Annotated in this window: 25 protein-coding genes and 1 pseudogene; 22 read left to right on the top strand and 4 right to left on the bottom strand. The window is 41.2% G+C overall.

Annotation, left to right across the window (positions count from 1 at the left end; genetic code table 11):
• Positions 1–12: 12 nt before the first annotated feature.
• Positions 13–567: a hypothetical protein gene (locus tag GK047_RS06490; protein WP_163942812.1), complete on the bottom strand. Its 555-nt coding sequence runs from the start codon at positions 565–567 to the stop codon at positions 13–15.
• Positions 568–948: 381 nt separating this feature from the next.
• Between GK047_RS06490 and GK047_RS06495 the strand changes: the two genes are divergently transcribed.
• The 5 genes from GK047_RS06495 (at position 949) to GK047_RS06515 (ending at position 6,314) form a co-directional block, all read left to right on the top strand.
• Positions 949–1,716, top strand: coding sequence for an ABC transporter ATP-binding protein (locus tag GK047_RS06495; protein ID WP_163942815.1), 768 nt, complete (start codon positions 949–951; stop codon positions 1,714–1,716).
• Positions 1,703–3,628, top strand: coding sequence for an FtsX-like permease family protein (locus GK047_RS06500; protein WP_163943729.1), 1,926 nt, complete (start codon positions 1,703–1,705; stop codon positions 3,626–3,628). Before GK047_RS06495 ends, GK047_RS06500 begins: the two co-directional genes overlap by 14 nt.
• Before the next feature lie 27 nt (positions 3,629–3,655).
• Positions 3,656–4,024: a YxeA family protein gene (locus GK047_RS06505; protein WP_163942818.1), complete on the top strand. Its 369-nt coding sequence runs from the start codon at positions 3,656–3,658 to the stop codon at positions 4,022–4,024.
• Between the two features lie 157 nt (positions 4,025–4,181).
• Positions 4,182–4,889: a response regulator transcription factor gene (locus tag GK047_RS06510; protein WP_163942820.1), complete on the top strand. Its 708-nt coding sequence runs from the start codon at positions 4,182–4,184 to the stop codon at positions 4,887–4,889.
• A gap of 3 nt (positions 4,890–4,892) precedes the next feature.
• Positions 4,893–6,314, top strand: coding sequence for a sensor histidine kinase (locus tag GK047_RS06515; protein WP_163942823.1), 1,422 nt, complete (start codon positions 4,893–4,895; stop codon positions 6,312–6,314).
• 100 nt (positions 6,315–6,414) lie between these two features.
• On the opposite strand, the gene GK047_RS06520 is transcribed toward GK047_RS06515, so the two are convergent.
• Complete coding sequence (locus tag GK047_RS06520; RefSeq protein ID WP_163942826.1) at positions 6,415–7,029, bottom strand: SCO family protein; 615 nt, start codon at positions 7,027–7,029, stop codon at positions 6,415–6,417.
• A gap of 15 nt (positions 7,030–7,044) precedes the next feature.
• Positions 7,045–7,461 (bottom strand): FixH family protein, encoded by a 417-nt coding sequence (locus tag GK047_RS06525; RefSeq protein WP_163942829.1) that lies wholly within the window; start codon positions 7,459–7,461, stop codon positions 7,045–7,047.
• Positions 7,462–7,757: 296 nt separating this feature from the next.
• On the opposite strand from GK047_RS06525, the gene GK047_RS06530 reads away from it, so the two are divergent.
• The 5 genes from GK047_RS06530 to GK047_RS06550 all read left to right on the top strand — a co-directional run bounded on the left by GK047_RS06530 (position 7,758) and on the right by GK047_RS06550 (position 13,272).
• Positions 7,758–8,417 (top strand): response regulator, encoded by a 660-nt coding sequence (locus GK047_RS06530; protein WP_205516322.1) that lies wholly within the window; start codon positions 7,758–7,760, stop codon positions 8,415–8,417.
• Positions 8,418–8,427: 10 nt separating this feature from the next.
• Positions 8,428–8,787 (top strand): c-type cytochrome, encoded by a 360-nt coding sequence (locus tag GK047_RS06535; protein ID WP_163942834.1) that lies wholly within the window; start codon positions 8,428–8,430, stop codon positions 8,785–8,787.
• A gap of 205 nt (positions 8,788–8,992) precedes the next feature.
• Positions 8,993–10,015: an ABC transporter substrate-binding protein gene (locus tag GK047_RS06540; RefSeq protein WP_163942836.1), complete on the top strand. Its 1,023-nt coding sequence runs from the start codon at positions 8,993–8,995 to the stop codon at positions 10,013–10,015.
• Positions 10,016–10,050: 35 nt separating this feature from the next.
• Positions 10,051–11,004 (top strand): FecCD family ABC transporter permease, encoded by a 954-nt coding sequence (locus tag GK047_RS06545; protein WP_163942838.1) that lies wholly within the window; start codon positions 10,051–10,053, stop codon positions 11,002–11,004.
• Positions 11,005–11,028: 24 nt separating this feature from the next.
• Positions 11,029–13,272 carry a heavy metal translocating P-type ATPase gene (locus GK047_RS06550; RefSeq protein ID WP_346010287.1) on the top strand — a complete coding sequence of 748 codons (2,244 nt, stop codon included), beginning with the start codon at positions 11,029–11,031 and terminating at the stop codon, positions 13,270–13,272.
• Positions 13,273–13,562: 290 nt separating this feature from the next.
• Here GK047_RS06550 and GK047_RS06555 read toward each other — a convergent pair whose 3' ends face one another.
• The gene (locus GK047_RS06555; RefSeq protein ID WP_163942840.1) at positions 13,563–14,123 is read right to left on the bottom strand and encodes an NAD(P)H oxidoreductase; all 561 of its coding nucleotides are present in this window, start codon (positions 14,121–14,123) and stop codon (positions 13,563–13,565) included.
• A gap of 165 nt (positions 14,124–14,288) precedes the next feature.
• Between GK047_RS06555 and GK047_RS06560 the strand changes: the two genes are divergently transcribed.
• The 12 genes and pseudogenes from GK047_RS06560 to GK047_RS06610 all read left to right on the top strand — a co-directional run bounded on the left by GK047_RS06560 (position 14,289) and on the right by GK047_RS06610 (position 22,356).
• The gene (locus tag GK047_RS06560; protein WP_163942842.1) at positions 14,289–14,672 is read left to right on the top strand and encodes a winged helix-turn-helix transcriptional regulator; all 384 of its coding nucleotides are present in this window, start codon (positions 14,289–14,291) and stop codon (positions 14,670–14,672) included.
• A 122-nt stretch (positions 14,673–14,794) separates the two neighbouring features.
• Positions 14,795–15,478 (top strand): VOC family protein, encoded by a 684-nt coding sequence (locus GK047_RS06565; RefSeq protein WP_163942844.1) that lies wholly within the window; start codon positions 14,795–14,797, stop codon positions 15,476–15,478.
• Between the two features lie 138 nt (positions 15,479–15,616).
• Positions 15,617–16,438, top strand: coding sequence for a helix-turn-helix domain-containing protein (locus tag GK047_RS06570; protein ID WP_163942847.1), 822 nt, complete (start codon positions 15,617–15,619; stop codon positions 16,436–16,438).
• Positions 16,439–16,580: 142 nt separating this feature from the next.
• The gene (locus GK047_RS06575) at positions 16,581–17,015 is read left to right on the top strand and encodes a VOC family protein (protein WP_163942851.1); all 435 of its coding nucleotides are present in this window, start codon (positions 16,581–16,583) and stop codon (positions 17,013–17,015) included.
• A gap of 348 nt (positions 17,016–17,363) precedes the next feature.
• Entirely contained in the window at positions 17,364–17,675 is a 312-nt protein-coding gene (locus GK047_RS06580; protein WP_163942854.1) for a hypothetical protein, read from the top strand.
• Complete coding sequence (locus GK047_RS30315) at positions 17,624–18,340, top strand: helix-turn-helix domain-containing protein (RefSeq protein WP_163942857.1); 717 nt, start codon at positions 17,624–17,626, stop codon at positions 18,338–18,340. The genes GK047_RS06580 and GK047_RS30315 overlap by 52 nt, the downstream gene beginning before the upstream one ends.
• Positions 18,341–18,478: 138 nt before the next feature.
• Positions 18,479–18,835, top strand: coding sequence for an ABC transporter substrate-binding protein (locus tag GK047_RS06590; protein ID WP_163942860.1), 357 nt, complete (start codon positions 18,479–18,481; stop codon positions 18,833–18,835).
• Positions 18,836–19,024: 189 nt separating this feature from the next.
• A pseudogene (locus GK047_RS30530) lies at positions 19,025–19,166 on the top strand (DNA-binding response regulator); the annotation flags it as partial.
• A 268-nt stretch (positions 19,167–19,434) separates the two neighbouring features.
• Positions 19,435–20,016, top strand: coding sequence for a TetR/AcrR family transcriptional regulator (locus GK047_RS06595; protein ID WP_163943733.1), 582 nt, complete (start codon positions 19,435–19,437; stop codon positions 20,014–20,016).
• Positions 20,017–20,047: 31 nt separating this feature from the next.
• Positions 20,048–20,917 (top strand): transporter substrate-binding domain-containing protein, encoded by an 870-nt coding sequence (locus GK047_RS06600; RefSeq protein WP_163942864.1) that lies wholly within the window; start codon positions 20,048–20,050, stop codon positions 20,915–20,917.
• 27 nt (positions 20,918–20,944) lie between these two features.
• A complete protein-coding gene (locus GK047_RS06605; RefSeq protein WP_163942867.1) occupies positions 20,945–21,589 on the top strand; it encodes an amino acid ABC transporter permease in 645 nt (214 codons plus the stop codon).
• Between the two features lie 14 nt (positions 21,590–21,603).
• Complete coding sequence (locus GK047_RS06610; protein ID WP_163942870.1) at positions 21,604–22,356, top strand: amino acid ABC transporter ATP-binding protein; 753 nt, start codon at positions 21,604–21,606, stop codon at positions 22,354–22,356.
• The last annotated feature ends 9 nt before the right edge of the window (positions 22,357–22,365 follow it).

Raw genomic sequence — 22,365 nt, forward strand, 5'->3', positions numbered from 1 at the left:
ATTCTTATTGAATCATCCAAGATACTTAATTAGATTCATTGTTCCCGTTGATCTTGTAACCACCCATCCATCGGGAATGGGAGAACCTAACATGACCCATACTTCTTGACCATAGCTGGCCCCTTTTACATTCATAATTAGGTTCATAGTTCCCGTTGATCTTATAACCACCCATCCATCTGGAATGGGAGATCCCAACATGACCCAAACTTCTTGACCATAACTGGCCCCTTTTACAAACTTAATAAAGTTCATCGTTCCCGTTGATCTTATAACCACCCATCCATCCGGGATGGGAGATCCCAACATGACCCATATTTCTTGGCCGTAACTTGCATTTTTGACATTCGTAATTTCATTCATATTTCCTGACGACCTCGTAACGACCCACCCATCAGGAATGGGAGATCCCAACGGTATCCATTGTGTTTGCAAAGAAGAAAAATTGCTTTCCTGATTCAAAGTGAAGGTTGATTCAGTTGCGCCCCTCGCTTGAGCATGCATGGAAAAAGCTGATATAGCTAACAAAGAACAAATTGTTAAAATAGCTGTGTTTTTTTTAATCATTAGATTCTCATCCCTTCATGTGAATGCTGAATGTGTTTAGAATACTTAGTCACTTTCGTAGTTAAATTTTGAATTTCCTCCTTTCCAAATCTAGTAACTACAATCCAATTATAGTAGGATATATATCCAATTTCAACCATATTTAAAATATAAATATATAAATGTTAAATTAGATATTTGTTGACTGTTTTTATATTAAAATGTCTAAAAACGCAATTTAATGTCTTTTCGATTTGTTATTTTAAGGTTTATGTAAGGTTTAAATCAAAATCGTGTAAGGTTCGACAAGTATAATCATTTTTGTTACATGAAATCGTCAATGAAATTAGGACACGTTGGTTTTCATAACATAGGAGCTAGAGAATTAGGAGGAGGTTCAACATGGAAATAATCTTACAAGCGAAAAATGTTGAAAAAAAGTTTGGTGCAAAAGGAAATGTATACACAGCCTTGCAGGACATCAATCTTGAGATTCAAGTAGGTGAATTTGTTGGCATCATGGGTCCATCGGGAGCGGGGAAATCAACTTTGCTCAATATTTTTTCTACAATTGATACGTCATCATCAGGTGATATCATGATTGCTAATCAAAATATCGTCAAAATGAATGATGAGCAATTATCGGACTTTCGTCGGAATAAGCTTGGTTTTATTTTTCAGGATTATAATCTGCTTGATACCTTGACTGTAAAAGAAAATATTTTGCTGCCGCTTGCCTTATCCAAGGTGCCACCAGCAGAAATTGAACAACGGGTAAATGAAATTGCGGATACGTTCGGCATTCGGGATATTTTAGACAAATACCCATACCATATTTCAGGTGGTCAAAAGCAGAGAACAGCGGCATCCCGCGCCATTGTCGCAAACCCAAGCCTGATCTTGGCGGATGAGCCAACAGGTGCGCTCGATTCAAAATCAGCAACAAGCTTGCTGGAAAGCTTAAGCATGCTTAATGAAACCAACAAATCGACCATTATGATGGTCACTCACGATGCGTATGCCGCAAGTTATTGTAAGCGGGTCATCTTCATTAAAGATGGTCAGCTCTTTGCTGAGCTTCATAAAAAAAGACAGCCGCGCAAGGAATTTTTCCAAAACATAATAGAGGTTCTCGCCACACTAGGGGGTGGGTATGATGACACTCTTTAGTATTGCGAGAAAGAATATAAGGAATAATTTTACTAACTATTTCTTATATATTGCTTCAATGATTTTTAGCATCGTTATTTACTTCACGTTTGTTTCATTAAAATATGATCAAACCATTCAATCCGCTTCAGGCGCATCAACCAAGATTAGCTCAGCTTTCAGTGGAGCGGCGGTCGTTTTAATGATCTTCGTCGCCATCTTTATCTGGTACTCTAATTCATTCTTTACGCGGAAACGTAAGAAAGAGGTTGGGCTCTATTCCTTACTCGGAGTAAGAAAGAGGCAAATCGGACGAATGCTATTTTATGAGAACTTTATTATGGGGATTCTAGCACTTATGATTGGAATTGCTCTGGGCTCTTTATTATCGAAGTTTTTTGTGTCTTTATTAATGAAAGTGATGGGTTATGAGGCCATCGCGAATTTCTCACTTTCATCATCTGCCATTTTGAACACGATCATTGTCTTTTCCATGATTACATTAATTACTTCTTTTCAGGGCTATCGCTTAATTTATCGGTTTAAATTAATTGAATTATTTCATGCGGATCAAGAAAGTGAACAACAACCAAAGACTTCCTGGATCTTTGCTTTTTTATCTGTTGTTTTAATAGCTATTGGTTACTGGCTTGCGCTGCAAAACTTTCTAAAGTCAAAAGTTTGGGAAACCCTAGGTTTTATGGTAACTCCACTTGTCATTTTAGTAACTGTTATACTCGGTACGTATCTCTTATTTACAGCGTTAACCGTGACTCTATTGAAATTATCAAGAAAAAATAAAAAGAGCTATTGGAAAGGGATTAACTTAATCGGCACATCCCAACTCTTATATCGAATTAAAGGAAATGCCCGTACCTTAACGATCATTGCTGTACTTAGTGCCACAACGCTAACAGCAGTTGGGACGGCATACAGCATGTATTATAGTACTAAAAGCGCGGTTGAGAAGGCCAATCCTAACAGCCTGATGTTCATTGCTTCAGACATCAACCTGACAAAGAAAGTAAAGGATATGGTTTCAGTAAATACAAATCATGATGTCATTTATCATGTAACGGTTCCGGTTATTGAAGTAGATGCTGATGCTGGAAATCTGAAAAATAATTTCTCAAACAGTGAACCAACGTACACGCTTATATCAAACCATGATTTTAACGAATTGGCTAAACTCCAGGATAGGCATGATTCTCTTTCATTAAAAGAGAATGAAGCATCCGCATTAGATCCGATGTTCATGGAGGGGATTTCACCAAATTATGTTGGGGCCACCGTACAATTAAAAGTGGATAACGGTGGGGAGACTATAACCTTTAAGGATCTAAAAAAATACAGTGTTCTGAACCTTCATACTGCGTATTCTACGGTTGTGATCAGCGATGCAATGTTCGCCCGTTTACAACAAAATAAAAGCTCGCTAAACTTAGAAGCCTATGGGATTACCCATGAGGAGAAGGCAAAAGAAATAACAAAAGAGATTCAGGCTATTTTGCCGGAAAAAGCAGAGTTTTCAAGCTTCTACCTTGACTTCGCTGCTGGATTGGAGTCATCCGGCTTAATGATTTTCATGGGCGGATTCCTTGGACTTGTCTTCTTAGCTGCGACAGGCAGTATCATTTACTTTAAACAATTAACAGAAGCGAATGCAGATAAAGGTCGCTATCAGATTTTATATAAAATTGGTGTAACCAAGAAAGAAATCAAAAAATCAATAGCAAAGCAAGTCTTATTTATTTTCGCACTTCCATTGGTTGCAGGAATCGCGCATTGTGCTGTAGCCTTGACTGCTTTATCTAAGCTGCTCCAAATGAACTTAGTTATTCCAGTTATGATTTGTATGGGAATATATTCATGTATATATATCTTGTACTACTTTTTAACCGTAAATGCTTACTACAAAATAGTGACGAAATAATATCATTTAAAATAAAGGAGTAGAACCATGAAAAAAGTAATTATAGCTGTATCCGTAGGTATTGCAATTGTAATTGGGTTTTTAGTTTTTATGCAAAATGTTAATATAAACAGACTAGGTGCGGAGCCTTACTATGTTCAGGTTAATGAGGGTAAGAAAATGGAAGGTAAAACAGGCACCGGAGAAAAGTATGTGTATTATGAATATACCTTGCAAGCCTTTGATAAAAAGGGTCAGGAGAAACCAGTTACCTTTACAGCTAACAAACAATTGCGCAAAGAAGCCTTTCTGTGTGTGTTCGTCAAAGGTGACAAAGTAAGTTCCTATCAGGAAGTGGCATTAAATGAAGTACCAGTCAAAGCCAAAGTCAATCTGCAAAGCTCGTCCAGTTCATGAAGACAGGTACTCTTTTCACGATTTCATGTATAGCATGTATTTCGATTAATAAATTGGCTTATGATTGTTTATAGGCAAGGAAGTTGGACATGCAGCCAGTGCTGGATGTTCTTTTCTCAGATAAGGTGTTCACGTAAACTAGAGAGGGTTAGAGGTCATGTCGATAAATAAAAAGGTTTTAATTGTTGACGACGAAGTCGATATTTTACGGCTGCTGCAAACGGTGCTTAGTAAAGAGGGCATAGAGCATGTTTATACAGCTACGACAGCAACAGAGGGACTTAGTCAATTCAACGCAAAGCAACCTGATATTGTAATTTTAGATATTATGCTTCCCGATGGGGAGGGCTATGAGGTATGTAAAAAGATCAGAAGTATGTCAAATGTGCCTATTTTGTTTCTATCCGCAAAAACGGAAGAAATTGATAAAATTTTGGGCTTAGCTATCGGTGGCGACGATTATATAACAAAGCCATTTAGTCCCAAAGAAGTTGCATACAGGATTAAAGCTCATCTTAGAAGGGCTGATTACCAGCAGGTAGAAGTAAAAAGTGCTCCCCTCATTAAAGTGGGACCCTTTGAATTAAATGAGCAAAAAATAGAGTTGAGAAAGAATGGAGAAATTATCGAATTAAAACCGAAGGAACTTGGATTAATGACCCTTTTGCTTAAACACCCCAACCAAATCATAAGTAAAGAAAATCTATATGATAAGGTTTGGGGTGAAGATTTCTTCGGTTTTGATAACACGGTGATGGTACACATTAGAAGGTTAAGGGAGAAAATAGAGGCAGAGCCTTCAAATCCAAAGCACTTGATTACGGTGAAAGGCTTGGGGTACAAATTCGTAGTAAAGGATGAATAGCTGATGAAATGGAGGTTAACAGGGAGATTTCTGCTATCTGTTGTTTTGATTGTAAGTTTAGTCGTGTTTTTCAACATTCTTCTCATCGTAGGAGTGTTTATTGTCCAATCTGCTTCGGGCGGAGCTGCTTTTCATGGAGAAGAAACCTCTGCCGAAGCTGTTACCAAACGCTTTCAGGAACAAATTGTGACCTCCAATCAACAGGTTATGATAACCGAAAAGGGTAAAGAGGAGCTTATCAAAAATAAAGCATGGATCCAAGTATTGGACGCGGATGGCAAGGTGATCTATGGTTATCGAACACCTGAAGGTGTAAAAGAAAAGTATACGCCTCTAGATATCGTCCAAATGTACAAATACAATGAGATTGATCATTACACAACCGTCTATATCAGTGAAAAAAAAGTGAATAACGAATATTATAGTTACTTTATGGGATTCGAAAATCCCTATATCCAAAGAAAAGTGCTATCCTATGATATTCGGGATCTGGTCAAATTATTTAATGTAGGTAGTATCCTTATTTTAGTGATAGATGGCTTGATTGCTCTGTTTATTGGCTATTTATTCAGTAAACGGCTAACTCAGCCATTAATCCTGTTAATCGATGGGATAAAAAGGTTGGCGAACAAAGATTATCAGATGAATTTCGCTCCGAAGGGGATTTATAAAGATGTTTTTTATAATATCAATTATTTATCCGATGAACTCATAGCTAACGAACGCGAAAGAAAAAAATTAGATACTATGAAAGAAGAGTGGGTCGGGAATATCTCGCATGATATCAAAACACCATTGGCGTCTATCCAAGGTTATGCGGAAATGATGAAAGACGCTGAATATCAGTTCTCGCTTGAGGAAATGAGAGAATACGCAGAAATTATCGAACGGAAGTCATTGTATCTAAAAGAAGTCATTGAGGATTTAAATTTATCAACCCGCTTAAAAAATAACAAGCTTACCTTGAATAAAAAGCGCATAAATATCGTGACTCTTTTGCGGAATATCGTTATTGATACTTTAAACGACGCAAGCTATGCCAACAGAAATATTGAATTTCAGTTTAGCGACGACATCATCAAACTTGACGTTGATGAACTTCTGGTACGCAGAGCGATAAGTAATTTGATCTACAATGCGATTGTTCATAATGATGAAGCTGTTGTTATCAAAGTGAGCGTTGAGAAAAGTCAGCCTACTGTTATTAGGGTTGAGGATACGGGTAAAGGAATAAAAAAAGAGGATCTCGAAAGGATCTTCGATCGGTATTATCGGGGAACGAACACGGGAGAACTGCATAAAGGTTCTGGTCTTGGTATGGCCATCGCACATGATATTATTCTCGCGCATGGTGGCGAGATTCATGTGAATAGTCGAATTGGCGAAGGAACTAAGATAGAAATTGTCTTAGATTCGCTTGTCTAGTGACAATAGAGACAATAGGGACATCCATTGCTCGTATGATCAATGAAAGCCGCTAAGCGCGGCTTTTGTTACCAAAGAGCTAATTGTGTATCAAGGTAGCTTATAATAGTTGGTTTATGGATTTCTCAATGGCCTCATTATCCATGCTTTCACCCATATCAAATACTTTACGAATGAAGCCGTCTTGATCAATTAGAAATAAAGATTTGATTGAATGGGCGAATTGACCATCCTTCTGTTTCACAGCCATAATGCCATAATCCGTTGCTGTCTGTAATACTTCCTTTTCACTTCCTCTAAGCAGATGCCAACCGGCGGCTTGGTCAATTCCTAATAAGCTGCCATATTTCTCAAGTACCTCTGGCGTATCACGATCTGGATCAAAAGTGATACTGAGAAACTCCACTTTATTTCCGAACTTTCCTTTTTCCTTCAAATTGTTTTGCATCAAAACCATATTGGATGTTGTTGCTGGACATATATCCGGACAATTTGCAAAGAAAAATTCTAACAAACGTACTTTTCCAGCGCTTTCACTTAATTTTAATGGTTGTCCTTTCAAATCCTGGAGGCTGAACTCAGGAGCTTTTTTAATTACGGGCAGTGGGGCGGCTCCCTGTCGGAACCATAAAACTAGACACAAAACGATGGCAGTAAACAAAACGATGACAGTTGTGCGATACCATGGTTTACGTGAAACTTCTTTCAAAAACATGTGAGAAACGCCTCCTTATTTGCCCTCAACCTTGAATTGTTTAGTTGGCATGGTATGCATGCTCTCAGCAGTCGTATGCGAAGTGACATTATACGTGCCTGCTGTTTGAAACGTTTTTTCCACTGTATAGACGCCGTTTTCTTTTTTGATTCCTTTGATTTTCTCGTGTTTGCTGGATTGGCCTTCTGCCCAGATTTCAAAAGTCACATCACTAACCTTTTTAACCTTTTGGCCATCTTGGGTAATCGTCGCTTGCACGCGTACCTGTTCATTAATCTTCGGTGTTTCAGGAGTAATTAGTAACTCAACTTCGATCATTTTCATGGAGCTATGCTCCATCTCCGTCATATTCAGATCATCCGTGCTGGAATTTTGGCAGCCGCCAAGAAGGATTACGCCAAGAAGAACAAGCCCAAGTGATGGTTTCTTCATTTATTATTTACTTCCTTTCCCCTTATTTGCTAACTCATCTCCATCCCTGATCATATACTCTCTTAGATGAAGTACGCCATGACTAGAAAGTGCTATGTTTGGCGATATTGTTAAGTTTCGTTCACACAATTTTCTTGAAAAAGGCACAACTATAGCTCTATGGAGTCATTTTGAATTCAAGCTAAATGAGTATAGTAAAAGGGAGTATAGAGGGAAGCGTTTCTGGAAGCTAAGGGTAACGTGAATACAAGAAGAGCGAATACAAGAAGACCAAAGAGCAGAAAAGAGGCGACGTGATGAATCAAACGTTTCGCATTCTTATTGTTGACGATCATCCCCATGCCAGAGAAGGGGTTCGCGATATTTTGAGCAGAGATGCTTCGTTTGAGATTGTCGCTGAAGGTAAGAATGGTATGGAAGCTATTGCGCTTACGGAAGAATGGATGCCCGACTTGATCCTGATGGATATTAATATGCCGAAAATGGATGGCTTGGAGGCTACTAAGCAAATTAAGAGTAGGTTTCCATATGTCAAAATTGTTATGATGACAGTTTCGGATGATATTACGAACTTGTTCGAAGCCATTAAAAAAGGAGCACAGGGGTATCTCCTCAAAAATTTAAGTCCAGAATCCTGGCATGAGTACTTAAAAGCCATCGCGGTCGACGAAGCCCCTATGTCCAGAGAGCTGGCTTTACGCCTTCTTCTGGAGTTCTCTCAGAAGGAGAAGCGCGAAGTGCCAACTAACTCTTCCATTACAGCAAGAGAGAGCGAGATTCTGAAGTGGGTAGCGAGCGGCAAATCCAATCGCCAAATATCGGAAGGATTGACCATTTCTGAGCACACCGTGAAAAACCATTTGAAAAATATTATGCAGAAACTACGCATGGATAATCGCGTCCAGCTCACTCGTTATGTGTATGAACAAGGGTGGATTCCTGAGAAAAATGGATAGGAGTATGGAAATGATCAAGAAACGCAACGGGATAGGTTTCATTTTAATTACGGTGATTTTTGTTCTATCGGCTTGTGGGTCAACTTCGAATAGCACTCATCGTAAAGAAGCGCTACCCACTGATGGCCCATCTTCAACAGGAAGTGCAAGTAATGCTGAATCCATTTATAAAAGCAATTGTCTGTCATGCCATGGAGGTAATCTTCAAGGAAAGATTGGACCCTCGTTAGATAAGGTTGGTAGTAAACTGACTAAAGAGCAGATTGCTGCGAAGATTCAAAATGGTGGGGGCGGTATGCCTACCTATAAATCTAAGTTAAAGGAAGCAGATTTAGAGATTCTATCAGAATGGCTTTCTACAAAAAAATAAATGGGATGATCGTTGGCCATGTTCTGGAGGTAAAGAGAACATGGCTCTTTTGTGTGTTAAATTAATCCTTCAGACGATCATGACACCGTTCACAAGGTTTTCACACAAAACAGCGATAGATGGCTCTTTGGAGTCAGGTTATTCTCATCGGGGTGAGTTAAGCTAAATATTGACATTTACCATTTTACGAGGGGGAATTCCTAGGATGAAACTCATTGTTTTACTATCATGCTTATTGTTACTATCTACGACAACTCTTGGCTGTTCACCATCCAAAATAATAGAATCTTCAGCCAAACCTGCGGAGTCAGTTCATCGATCATCGCTAACAACAACGGACGTTAATTCAACGACTACCTCAACCAATAGCGAAATTCACTTCATAGATAGCAAGGGACAGGAAGTCGTACTAAAACAAAAACCGCAGCGTGTCATATTGCTTAATACAGAAATCCAAGAGCTTTATTATCAATTGGGTGGAAAAGCAGTAGGATTAGCCACAGCCCCAGGCATCCCCATGCCTGAAGCGGGAAAAGATGCAGCGAAGGTAGGACAAATAAATCAAGTAAGTATGGAGCAGATCATGAATCTTAAGCCGGATCTGGTCATTGGTCAGTCATTCTTTCATGCATCGCTGAAGGAATCATTCGACGCTTCCAAGATTCCGGTAGCTCTTATAGACATCAAAAGCTATGAAGATATTAGAAAGACCGCTGAATTTATCGGCCAGCTTATGGGTAAAGAAGCTGAAACAAAAGCCGCTCTAACGCAAACGGATCAAAAAATGCAACGAATCATTGAGAAACTCCCAGCTGAGAACCCTAAGTATGCGATGATAACCATTATGCCAATGGGCATCAGTGTGCAAAAGAATTCAACGATATCATTGGATGCGGCCAATCGTTTGAAGTTGAAGAACGTGGCGGATTCAATGGCATCGGGCATGATGCCCAGCTCAGCTCCTTATAGCTTGGAAAAGTTAGTTGAGCTTGATCCTGATTATGTATTTTTCATAGTGCATGGGACCGAGGAATACGGGAAGGAGAAGCTGAATTCGGAAATTGCTAATAATCCAGCATGGCGCACGCTAAGAGCTGTCAAGGAGAACAAAATTTATTTTCTGCCGTCGCAGCTTTTTGTAGCAAATCCGGGTTTGAATTTTGATCAATCCTTGTCGTACTTAGCTAGTCTGGTGTATCCCGATGTAGTGGGCAATGTGCAAAAGTGAAAAAAAAGCACAAAAATACAACATGGCGTGCAAGCATGCTAGTCATACTTGCTTGTTTGGCGATATTGGGCGTTATATGGAGTTTGATCAGCGGAGCTGTAAAAGTAAATCCTGTGGAGATCGCAAAAATTCTAGTTGGTATGAAAGGCGACAATTACGAGATCATTTGGAACATTCGCTTACCAAGAACCATTGTAGCTGTGTTAGTGGGTGTTAGCTTGTCTGTTTCAGGAGCCCTGCTTCAAGGTGTCATGCGGAATTCAATGGCAGATCCCCATATTATTGGCGTATCGTCAGGAGCCGGATTATTTGGAATAGGAGTCCTTATCTTATTTCCAACTTATGCGTATTTGCTTACGCCAATTGCCTTCTTAGGAGCAATGGGTGCAGCGATCATGATTTATATGCTTGCTTGGCAAGGCGGAGCCAATCCTTTAAGGGTAATTCTTGCAGGGGTGGCAGTCTCAGCGCTGCTCAACTCCGGTATTTCAGCATTACTGACCTTCTACAGTGATCGAGTGGGTGGAGCTCTCCTATTTCTAGTTGGGGGATTGTCAGCACGAAGCTGGCCGCATGTAGAGATTTTGCTGCCTTATACATTAGGGGGGACTTTACTAGCATTGCTCGGAAGCCAACGAATGAACATTATGGGGCTTGGTGACATTCAAGCTAAGGCATTAGGCATGCGTGTTGAAGCGAACAAGCTTTATTTCACAGCTATTGCAACGCTGCTTGCAGCCAGTGCGGTTAGTATTGTCGGTTTACTTGGTTTCGTTGGTATGCTTGTCCCGCATGCTGCACGCTTGCTGATTGGAAGTGATTATCGCTGGATGCTTCCTGCATGCGTACTGCTTGGCATCGCTGTGATGACCATTTCAGACATCGTTTCGCGTTTGATTTTGGCTCCGATCGAACTTCCAGTCGGAATCGTGATGGGTGTACTAGGAGCGCCCTTTTTCTTATATTTACTTCGTAAAAAAGGAATCTGATAATGAAATAGGATGTGATTTCCAGTGGCAAATAACCAGATTATTTTGGAGATAGGTGGCATGACATGCGCCGCTTGTTCCAGTCGCATAGAGAAAGTGTTAAGCAGATTCCAAGGGGTTAATCAGGTTCATATTAACTTGGCGACAGAGACGGCTTACTTGGAATATTCAACAGCCGATGTTTCGATTGCTGATATTATTAGCAGGGTTGAAAAGATCGGATATAAGGCAAGCATCCAGGAGAAGAAGTCGAATAATCAAGATCATCGAAGGGATATCCTTGCTAAGAAAAGAGAATTTCTATTCGCTGCGCTCCTTTCCTTACCGCTGCTTTGGTCGATGGCAGCTCATTTTTCTTTTACTTCGTTTATCCCTGTTCCTAGCTTGTTAGCAAATCCCTGGATTCAATTTATGTTAGCTACGCCCATTCAATTTGTTATTGGACGAGCGTTTTATACCGGAGCTTTTTACGCAATACGTAACAAGACGCCGAACATGGACGTGCTCGTAGTTCTTGGCACCTCTGCCGCTTACTTTTACAGCATCTATTTAGCTTATGAGTGGTCAACAGTGGCAGGAGGAGAGTCGAGCATGACCTATTTTGAGACGGGCGCTTTTTTAATTACTTTTATTAAGATGGGAAAATGGCTTGAAGCACTTACCAAAGGACGTACAGGACTTGCTATTGAAAAGTTAGTGAACCTTCAGGTTAAAACAGCCACGGTTATTCGTAATGGGAAGGATGAACAAATCCCTATTGAACTGCTGCGCATTGATGATGTGATTCGAATTAAACCGGGGGAACGCATCCCTGTTGATGGTGAGCTTCTGACAGGGAGTACCTATGTAGATCAGTCCATGCTGACAGGAGAAAGCATTCCTGTAAAAAAAGAGCCTGGAGATCCATTAATCGGAGCTACGTTAAACAAAAATGGAAGTGTCACGTATCGCGTGAATAAACGACTTGAGGATACTGTTCTTAATCAAATCATACGCATGGTCAGGGAAGCGCAAGGATCCAAAGCTCCCATTCAACGAGTTGCCGATGTCATTTCTGAGTTTTTTGTACAGATTGTCGTATGTATTGCAATCGCTACGTTCATCATTTGGTATGTCTGGTTAACATCCCAGGATCTTGGACTTGCGATGCAAGCGGCGATATCTGTACTTGTAATTGCTTGTCCATGTGCACTAGGACTTGCTACGCCTACTTCTATAATGGTGGGATCGGGAAGGGCAGCCGAACACGGTATTTTATTCAAACGTGGTGAACAACTTGAACGACTGCATAAGACCGATACGATCGTGTTTGATAAGACGGGGACACTCACAGTTGGAAAGCCAGTTATGACCGATGCCATGACGTTTGAAGGGGACGTTGCAGATATCCTTACACTGGCAGCGTCTGCTGAGAAATTGTCCGAGCATCCGGTTGCCTCTGCCTTGGTTCAGGCAGCTCTTGAAAAAGGTCATCTGCTGCAGGAGGTTAACGACTTTAATGCTGTGTCTGGCATGGGTATTGAAGCCTTCGTTCATGGGCAAGCGGTGATTGTTGGCACACGAAACTGGTTAAAAATGAATCAAATTGATTATACAGCCGGCGAAGAACAAATCATGCGTCTTGAATTAGAAGGCAAGACGGTCGTCCTCGTTGCGATTAATCATACATTCGCAGGATTATTTGCCGTAGCAGATGAATTAAGGGATTCTGCTGTTGAAGCCATTAGCCAACTAAGGAGCATGGGCAAAGAAGTAATCATGCTAACTGGGGATCACATGAATGCAGCCCGTATCATTGCCAATAAGGCTGGTATTGATCAAGTGATTGCTGGCGTCTTACCTGAAGGGAAAGCCCAAGTTATTCGAGATTTACGAAAGGCGCGGAAAAAGGTTCTTATGGTCGGAGACGGTATTAACGATGCCCCCGCGTTAGCAACAGCGAACTTCAGTTTGGCACTGAGCAATGGAACAGACGTTGCCATCGAAGCTGCTGACCTTACGCTTGTTACTGACAACTTGATGCGCATCCCTCACGCGATTGAGATTAGCCGCAGGACGATCAAGAATATTAAACAAAACCTAGTTGCTTCCCTGCTATATAATGCTATCGCTATCCCCATTGCCATGTCGGGAATGCTCATGCCTTGGGTAGCAGGTGCTGCCATGGCACTGAGCTCAGTCTCGGTGATCTTAAATGCGCTTCGATTACAAAAAATATCAATGCCAGCTCATTCTTCTCAAGGAGGTAAGCCGATTGAATATGTCTGATATGCAAATAGGCAGCTTGTTCCCTATCTTTTTTTTCTTGCTGCTTACAGGAACATTTACTCTCTTTTGGATCTGGGCAAAAATAATTAATCGACAAAATGATTCGGAGGAATAAATAGCAGCGTTAGTCTTGAATGATAAGAAAAGTAGTTGATCACATGATCAGGTGCTTTTCTTTTTTTGAGTTAAAAGGGGTTGGATTCCAAGTTTTTTTGTCATTTCGTGATTTTCAGTGTGTGAAGAAAGTTGAGATTCCCACCCCACAAGCAGCTGTGGAGTGAGTTTAGTATTCACTCAAAATCTCTACCTAAATGATAGGCGTGATCTAGTAAGCCTTCGATGTATACCCTGGATTCGGACAAGGTGTCGTATAAGAATTCGACCTTAGATTCTTCCACTCTGGCATAACCTGCAATCGCTTTATTCAGGTAATGCGTAATCATATCGTGGTAGCCATATTTTATCAAATGTTGCTTATCCCCACCGGCTAAGCAAATCCATAAAACCTTTTTAGAAGCAAATTCCTTGAGTAAACCGATGTTCCAAACTTTATCTAGGTACCCTTTTAACATGGAAGGGACGCTATACCACCAAAGAGGAAACACGAAGACTAACGTATCCGCAGCGACGATTCTATCCATTTCCCGCCGTGTCTCAGGGGAATATTGCTTATTGGGATTGAGCCAATCCCGTTCATCTTCAGCCGTGTACACGGGATTGAATCCGTCACGATCCAAGTCCAAGATATCTACTTCTTGGTTACTTTGTTTCAAGCCCTCAACAAAACGGTTCATAACAGCATAGGTAAGCGAATTTTCTCTGGGATGTGTGACGACGAGCAGTACTTTCATATTCGAGTAACCTTCTTTCTCAATTAAAATTTGGTAAAATATGAGTACAGTTGCTATTATGAGTGATAGGAAATGAGATGGGAAGTACGCACTTTAAAGTACAGTAGGCACATTTTGGTTCCGTAGTTCTTTTATTGTACTAGTGCGTTTAGAGGAGGAAGCGAATTGAAAGAACATATAAAAAAATATACGATAGGGGTAGAAGTAACGTTAGAAGTGATCGGAGGAAAGTGGAAGGGAATCATCCTGTACCACTTGATAAGTGGGAGAAAACGGACAAATGAATTCCGCAAGCTAATTCCGAGCATCAGCCAAAAAATGCTGACACAACAGCTTAGAGAGCTTGAAAAAGACGGAATGGTCAATCGAATCATCTATAGCCAGATTCCACCCAAAGTTGAATATGAGCTTAGTGATTATGGGTGGAGTTTAAAAAGTATACTCGATAGTTTTTGTTTATGGGGGGAAGCGCATTTAGATAAGGTTTATGGAGATAAAGCTTTGGTACTCGATGAATGCTCTATAGCACCTCTCCTTCCAAATGAGTAAGAATTTTGTAATGAAAAGTGAAGCCATGAACAACGCATCTTGGTGAATTGTTCATGAAAATCAACTAATGATTGGGATTGTGATGGGATGGATATCATGAAGAAATGAATGAGGTGTTCGTAATGAATATATTGAAAATTGAAGTCAGAACAAAGTGTTTAGAATCGATAAAACAATTCTATGGCGATCTTTTGAATTTTGAAATAATGGAGTTTTCTGGCAACCGTATGATTCTTCAAGCAGGTACATCTACAATCATTTTTAACGAGGAGGATGAGTCTGAGGCATTTTATCATATTGCCTTTTCAATTCCGTCTAATCAATTATCCGAAGCTAAAAAATGGCTCGAAAACAAGGGGATTGAGTTGATTACAAAGGATAATGAAGATCAATTTGAATTTATAGATTGGTCTGCTTCAGCGTGCTATTTTTATGACCCCGATGGAAATTTAATCGAATTTATTGCCCACCATTCGATTGACCATACAAGCAGTGATTCATTTCAAGCCAAAAGTATCTTACATGTGAGTGAGATCGGACTTCCAGTGGATGATGTTCGTGTAGAAACGAAGAGAATTTGTGAACGCTTTGGTCTCTCTCTATGGAGAGGAGATGGAGAGCAATTTGCAGCCATAGGCGATGAGAACGGGTTATTTATTGTCACAGACAAGAATCGACCTTGGTTCCCTGATAATAGATTGCCGGGTATGTTTCCTACAGCCGTTACCATAAAGGGAAAACAGGAGTTGAATTTGCAAATGGGCAGACAACTATATTTGTTAAATGCTGAGCCGTCATTGGTTTGATAATAAAGTACAGCGCCCTTCCAAATAAGCTTGAACGATTTAAAAAGCATGAGATGCATGCGGTTATCAAATACCCCTCAAGAGAGGATGGAGCGACTTCGCTGATCTAATGTCCATAGCTCCTGTCGCGCATATACTATGCAGCTACGCACGTATATTCCACAAACACCATTGTCAGATTTTGTCGATTTTTTCTGGTATTTCGAAGGCTACAGCCCCTCTTATTCGAAGGAGCTAGCACTGCCTGATGGTTCGATTGAGCTTGTGATCAACTTGCGTGAAGATGAAAATAAATTTGTCGAACGTGAATCTAAAAGCCAAATAATTACTTATGGCAGTTCTGTCATTTGTGGGCCGCATTCCGAATTTTTCATTATTGATACTTCCTCAGAAGCGACGGTTTTGGGCATACATTTCAAACCTGGCGGTATTTATCCATTCCTTAATATACCTGTCAGTGAACTACATAATATTCATGTATCTTTGGATGTACTGTGGGGAGTAAGAGCACATGATTTGCGAGAGGCACTACTTTTTTCAAAAACGATAGAAGAGAAGTTCCAAATACTTGAAGGAAATCTTATCGAACTAGCCTCCAGGCCGTTAATTCGACATCCAGCAGTCAGCTTCGCACTTAACGAATTTTTGATTTTACCGCATAAAAGACCCCTCACTGAGGTGATTGAACAAATCGGTTTAAGCCAAAGGCGATTTATCCAAATTTTCAAAGAAGAAGTAGGCATGACTCCCAAGCTCTTCTGTCGTCTTCGCCGCTTTAAGGAAGTATTGAATAGAATAGAGGATGCTTCGAGCGTCGATTGGTCGGACGTTGCTATCGCTTGCGGTTATTATGATCAAATGCATTTTATTAAAGATTTTCAAGCTTTCTCAAGTCTCAATCCGACTGATTATTTCGCAAGGCAACGCAGACATCACAATCATGTTGCCCTCTACAATTAATAAATAAAAGGTCAATTTTTTACTATATACTTCTTATCATTTTACTTAGAATATACATATGAGGCAGGGATAGTCAGCTTGATCTCATCTAGCGTGATCGCGTAGGCTCAGTATAATTCGGAAAAGAAGGAGTAGATTTTAAATGATTAAAGCAAACTCGTTTTTATGGGTCAAGCAAGCTGCGGAGGCAATTGAGTACTATAAGAAGGCTTTCGATGCTGTTGAGATTTACCGGCTGACGGAAGCAGATGGTAAAGTATCACATGCTGAAATAACAATTGGCGGAGCCAAAATAGAACTCGCGGGTGAATACCCTGAATACGGCATTCTGGGACCAGAAACGATAGGAAATACAACAGTGGGTATCCATTTGCATGTTGATGATGCAGATAAAGTGTATAATCAAGCAATTGCAGCTGGTGCAATAAGTGTTAATCCGATCGCCGATCAATTTTACGGTGAGCGTTCAGGAAGTGTGAAGGATCCATTCGGCCATTATTGGATGATCTCAACCACAATTGAAATCGTGCATCCGGATGAAATTCAGAAGCGATTCCTTGCTTTATATGTGAAATAACTTGTCCGAAGATGGCGACTATATTGAAGATTGACATCAAAAGGTATAAGTAAAAGGGCTGCCGCGGCAGCTTTTTTACTTATACCTTTCAGTTGTTTTTCTGTCGAGAGGAGCAAAGATTCTCCATTATGCCTTGCAGCCGCAAGGATTATCTAGTTTTTTGTAGGTGTGAAAGTTGAGTTACTTAGAAAAGGCGTTAAAACAGAAATTTTAAACATTCTCTCAGTTAATTCCTGTGGAAATTTAGGCAGCGTGGATTTCCTATGATATGCTTTTTTTGTAGTTTTGTTTGGAAGATTTCGAGAACGGGTTTCAGCAATAGTTTCACTAAACGGAGGGGGTATTATTGTGAAATCCACATCTTATCATCAAATATATAATCGTTACTTCGACTCGCTGTCATTGTCTCGTCATTCTTCGGGTCCCACAGAACGAATGGATGTTGCTCCAACTGCTGGGGTAGGGGGAATAAACAGATTGGTTACACCTGCGGGCATTGAAATCATCCAGGCCGACCACTGTTTTCAGACTGGACAAATCGTACACGTTAAATCCGATGAAGCGATGGTAGAACTTAGCTATTGTTTGCGGGCAGCGGAGATTTCGAAGTGTCCGGTTCATCCCACGAGCTTGTTCCAGACAGCAGTTCTCTTCATTTGATGCAGAATTTTAATGCAGTTTTCCAGTATCCTGCCGAAATACCCATTCAAACGATTGCCATCGGGATGCCGGTTTCATTGTTCGAAACCTATATTAGCGGAGTAAACGTTGACAGGAACATAACCTTCTCGGGATTACTAGGTTCAAGTGCATTCCGTATGTTTCGTAAATCGAATGATTTCCAGTCATCCCAAATAGTCCGACAAATCCTTGACTGCTCCTATACGCTCGCTATGCGCAATCTCTACGTGGAAAGTAAGGCGCTTGAGCTTTTGTCCAATGGGGTTGAAACATTTCTGTTTGGGGGAGCTCCTTACAGAAGGTTGTCCGGATTATCAAGAAGCGATCGGGAAAAGGTCCGGCAAGCGAGGGATTTGCTGCTTAGCCGTATGGAAGCACCTCCTTCCTTGATTGAGTTGTCGCGAATCGTCGGACTTAACGATTACAAGCTCAAAATCGGTTTTAAAGATGAATATGGAAAAAGCGCATTTTCCTATTTAAGGGACAAGCGGATGGAAAAGGCTTTTAGCTTGCTGCAATCAGGTGCAATTAGTGTCAGCCGGGTATCCGTCATGGTCGGATACGCCAATTTCAGTCATTTTGCCGAAGCATTTCGTAAGCAATTCGGAGTAAGGCCATCGGAAGTAAAGCGCGATAATCGCTAATGGATATAGGATATCTTTAAAATAAATCCGCGTAACCGCTAGTTTATCCGTTATCCAGTAGCATGGCGGCAATTCGTTTTGTATAATCGGGTTTGTCCCAATGAGAATTGTTATCATTTGAAGGAGGGGCCGATTAATATGAACCGGGTTGCAAGAGTGCTATTCATTGGGATGTCTATTTTGCTAGCAGCGCTGCTGTTTGGCTGTGAGAAAAAAACCGAAGTGACGGATGGGAACAAACCGTTGCCAGAAGCAGTTACAAAAGCATCTCAATCCCCGTTCCGTATCATCAAGGACGCCAAAGGGGAGGTGCAGATTCCAACGAATCCGAAGCGAATAGTAGATATATCGGGTTCAACAGAAGAACTGCTCGTGCTTGGTTATACACCCATAGCGAGCGGAAATACGGACATGGCAGATGCCAAGAAATTTACACCGATATTAAAGGACAAGTTGGTAACTAACACAGTAAATACGGGTTGGTATGCGTCGTGAAAAATGCCAAGCATTAGCGGCACTTTTCAGAAAGATATACCTAAGATAGGTCATTGCTGTCTAGAAAAATGAAAGGAAATGGACTTTTGCGTAGAAAACGCTTAATAAAAAAGATGCTCCGACTAATAGGTCTCCTAACTGTTAGTCGGATTTTTGGCGTATTCACATCAAACGCACTGTGTAAAGCACGATATGGCGATGAACATGGGGGCGGATGACTACATTCAGAAACCGTTCAACATGGACGTACTGCTTGCTAAAATCCAGGCTATTCTCCGTCGTACAAACGCTTACGGGGAAGAGACCTCTGATAGTATCCAATGGACTGGTACAATCAGAGCATTTCGTCAACGACAATACCTTGCCGATGAACGTACCGCGTTTGCGTCAAATACTTTCGAACATCGGATTGTGAGATGCCATAGCGAAAAAAAATTCCCGAAAAGTCGAAAAGTAAAAATTTACGACTTGACTACAATTGCTCGATATACTATAGTAAACCAATCGGATTTAACTTAACTGACTCGTCAGTCAATAGGAAGGAGCCTACAATTCTGGCATCTTTATTGAATGAAGAACAGCAGCGAGAGCATGTTTTGATGAAGTCGGCGTTAGAGCTATTTGCACGCAAAGGATATCACAATACGAAGATTTCGGATGTGGTCAAAGCTGCGGGCGTATCGCAAGGGACGTTTTATTGGTATTTTGAAGGAAAAGCTCAGCTTGCAGTGCGTTTGATCGAGAACGGCAAAGCCAAGCTAACTCAAGTGATTGAACAAGGCTATCGCGAGCATGCGGGCTCTGTTGACGATATGGTTAGCTCATCTGCAAGATTGTTGACGGATTTGTTCGAGTTCGCCGACCAGAACCGGGATTTGATGGCATTTTTACTGATTAAAGGCCAAGGCGCAGACCCAGCGATCCGTGAAGCGGTATCGGAGACGTGGGTTGCATTTGAGGGTGCTTTCAAAAACAATGTAAACCGAGCCATTGAGCTAGAGATGCTTCCACATTTCGCAGATGTATCTCTTCGCGTAAACATACTAGTCTCCTTAATTACAGGCGTACTTACCAAGTGGTTATTCGGTCCTACACACGATGTTGATTACACATCCATGTACACGCCGACTCAAATAGCTGAGGAAACGGCACGGTTTGAATTCAGGGGATTGTTAGGCTAGCAAAAAAAAACTACACAGGGGTGCATGAAGAATGATATTCAAGGATAAACCATTATTCAAAACTGCTTCGTTACTTACAATCGTTGGTTTGGCGTTAGTTGGATGCGGAAAAACGACTGAAAAACCAGCGGCAAGTCCCGCAACCGATGTTAAAAACACGCCAGCCGTTTCTCCGGCTTCATCCAATCTGCTCGAGCAGATCAAGAAAAACGGTAAAATCAAAGTCGGTTTGATGGGGACCTACGCACCCTACAACTTTTTGAATGACAAAAAAGAAGTAGACGGCTACGACGCCGACATTGCTAAGAATGTTGCGAAAAAGCTTGGTGTACAGGCTGAATTCATCACAGGCGAATTTTCCGGCTTGATCGAAGGTTTGCAAAAAGACAAATATGATGTATTGATAAGCCAGGTGACCATTACAGAAGACCGCAAGAAAACAATGGATTTCTCCATTCCCTATATTAAGAATTCGGTTAATGTCATTGTAAAGAATGACAATAACACGATTAAAGCCGTTGAAGATTTCAAAGGAAAGAAAATCGGTATCGGTCTTGGTACGAATGATGAGAAATATTTGCGTGAAGTCGCTATGCCTAAGGTCGGAAATTTTGAAATTGCTACGTACAACGATGTCATTTCGTCGTTGATGGACCTAAACGTCGGAAGAATTGACGCGACCGTCAACAATATTTTTGCCCTAAAGCCTCTCATGGAGAAAAACAAATTTAATATAAAAGCGGTCGGAGCGCCGATCAAGGAAGATGTTGCAGGTGTAGCTCTCCGCAAAAATAATCCGGAACTAGTGGAAGCTATTAACAAAGCCCTGAACGAAATGAAAACGGATGGAACGATGAAGCAAATTCATCAAAAATGGTTCAGTGTCGATCCCAATTTTTAAGTACTAAAGCCTAAGGAGGCTTCATGAATGGAACTCGTTTTAGATAACTTAGGCTTTCTTTTCAAAGGCGCATACTATACCCTACTTATTACGTTCGTGTCGATGTTCTTTGGATTTTTTATCGCTTTACTCGTAGCCATCGCTCGATTAAAAGGAAATTGGCTGATCGGAAATTTGGCGAGAGGTTATGTTTCCATCATCCGCGGAACTCCGATTATTGTGCAAATCTTCATCATTTATTATGGTTTACCCGATTACGGTGTTACGTTTGGGCCGCTAACAGCGGCCTTTATTTCACTTAGCATCAATATCGGCGCCTATTTATCCGAGACCTTTCGCGGGGCGATCCTGTCGGTGTCTAAGGGACAGACGGAAGCGGCATTATCCTTGGGCATGTCACCTTGGCAAACGATGCGCAAGATTGTTCTTCCACAGGCAGCCAGAGTGGCGATTCCCCCTATGGGGAATACATTTATCGGCATGTTGAAAGAGACTTCGCTAGTTTCCATAGTGACAGTAACTGAGCTGCTGCGCTCAGCCCAACTGCTTATTGCGCAATATTACGTTGCGATGCCTTTTTACATTTCCATTGCGCTCATGTACTGGATAATGAGCATGCTCTTCACCAACATTCTTAACCGCATTGAGAAAAAATTATCAAAGGCTTATTAAGGGTGTGAGTGGACTTGATAGAAGTAAACAAACTTAGTAAACGTTTCGATGCTTTGACCGTGCTGGAGGACATTAACCTTAGCATTCATTCACAAGAAATTGTGGTCCTCCTAGGTCCAAGCGGCTCAGGGAAAAGCACGCTACTACGCTGTCTAAACGGTCTCGAAGAACCGAACACGGGATCGATTCGTGTGGGTAACGTCTTGTTGGATGCTTCTATGAATGTTCCAGCTAAGAAAAAAGCGATCCGGGAGCTGCGTAGCTTAACCGGAATGGTATTTCAATCATTTAATTTATTCCCGCATTTGAATGTCCTGGAAAATGTGATCACGGCTCCTATGACCGTGAAAAACATGCCGAAGGAGCAGGCGATCCAGCTGGCCGAGTCTCTATTGAATAAAGTGGGCCTGGCTGAGAAGAAGTATGAGTATCCTTCACGACTTTCCGGTGGTCAGCAGCAGCGGGTTGCCATTGCCCGCGCCCTGGCGATGCAGCCGCAAATTATGCTGTTCGACGAGCCGACCTCGGCACTTGACCCAGAACTAACAGGTGAAGTTTTGTCGGTAATGAGACAGTTAGCCAACGAGGGCATGACGATGATTGTGGTCACGCATGAAATGAAATTTGCGCAAGAAGTGGCGAATCGGATTATTTTTATGAGCGAAGGCGTGATTCAGGAGGTAGGAGCACCGGAGCAATTTTTTGTTCAGCCGCAAACCGAGCGTGCACGCAAATTTTTGCGTCAGATGGCTCAGGAGCCTATTTAACACACGGAG

This window comes from Paenibacillus sp. SYP-B3998, from assembly GCF_010820665.1.
GTDB lineage: Bacteria > Bacillota > Bacilli > Paenibacillales > NBRC-103111 > Paenibacillus_E.

Excerpts from the sequence above, each read along its gene's own strand:
- GK047_RS06490 (WP_163942812.1), bottom strand. The coding sequence starts at position 567 with ATGATTAAAAAAAACACAGCTATTTTAACAATTTGTTCTTTGTTAGCT.
- GK047_RS06495 (WP_163942815.1), top strand. The coding sequence starts at position 949 with ATGGAAATAATCTTACAAGCGAAAAATGTTGAAAAAAAGTTTGGTGCA.
- GK047_RS06500 (WP_163943729.1), top strand. The coding sequence starts at position 1,703 with ATGACACTCTTTAGTATTGCGAGAAAGAATATAAGGAATAATTTTACT.
- GK047_RS06505 (WP_163942818.1), top strand. The coding sequence starts at position 3,656 with ATGAAAAAAGTAATTATAGCTGTATCCGTAGGTATTGCAATTGTAATT.
- GK047_RS06510 (WP_163942820.1), top strand. The coding sequence starts at position 4,182 with ATGTCGATAAATAAAAAGGTTTTAATTGTTGACGACGAAGTCGATATT.
- GK047_RS06515 (WP_163942823.1), top strand. The coding sequence starts at position 4,893 with ATGAAATGGAGGTTAACAGGGAGATTTCTGCTATCTGTTGTTTTGATT.
- GK047_RS06520 (WP_163942826.1), bottom strand. The coding sequence starts at position 7,029 with ATGTTTTTGAAAGAAGTTTCACGTAAACCATGGTATCGCACAACTGTC.
- GK047_RS06525 (WP_163942829.1), bottom strand. The coding sequence starts at position 7,461 with ATGAAGAAACCATCACTTGGGCTTGTTCTTCTTGGCGTAATCCTTCTT.
- GK047_RS06530 (WP_205516322.1), top strand. The coding sequence starts at position 7,758 with ATGAATCAAACGTTTCGCATTCTTATTGTTGACGATCATCCCCATGCC.
- GK047_RS06535 (WP_163942834.1), top strand. The coding sequence starts at position 8,428 with ATGATCAAGAAACGCAACGGGATAGGTTTCATTTTAATTACGGTGATT.
- GK047_RS06540 (WP_163942836.1), top strand. The coding sequence starts at position 8,993 with ATGAAACTCATTGTTTTACTATCATGCTTATTGTTACTATCTACGACA.
- GK047_RS06545 (WP_163942838.1), top strand. The coding sequence starts at position 10,051 with ATGCTAGTCATACTTGCTTGTTTGGCGATATTGGGCGTTATATGGAGT.
- GK047_RS06555 (WP_163942840.1), bottom strand. The coding sequence starts at position 14,123 with ATGAAAGTACTGCTCGTCGTCACACATCCCAGAGAAAATTCGCTTACC.
- GK047_RS06565 (WP_163942844.1), top strand. The coding sequence starts at position 14,795 with ATGAATATATTGAAAATTGAAGTCAGAACAAAGTGTTTAGAATCGATA.
- GK047_RS06570 (WP_163942847.1), top strand. The coding sequence starts at position 15,617 with ATGCAGCTACGCACGTATATTCCACAAACACCATTGTCAGATTTTGTC.
- GK047_RS06575 (WP_163942851.1), top strand. The coding sequence starts at position 16,581 with ATGATTAAAGCAAACTCGTTTTTATGGGTCAAGCAAGCTGCGGAGGCA.
- GK047_RS06590 (WP_163942860.1), top strand. The coding sequence starts at position 18,479 with ATGAACCGGGTTGCAAGAGTGCTATTCATTGGGATGTCTATTTTGCTA.
- GK047_RS06595 (WP_163943733.1), top strand. The coding sequence starts at position 19,435 with ATGAAGTCGGCGTTAGAGCTATTTGCACGCAAAGGATATCACAATACG.
- GK047_RS06600 (WP_163942864.1), top strand. The coding sequence starts at position 20,048 with ATGATATTCAAGGATAAACCATTATTCAAAACTGCTTCGTTACTTACA.
- GK047_RS06605 (WP_163942867.1), top strand. The coding sequence starts at position 20,945 with ATGGAACTCGTTTTAGATAACTTAGGCTTTCTTTTCAAAGGCGCATAC.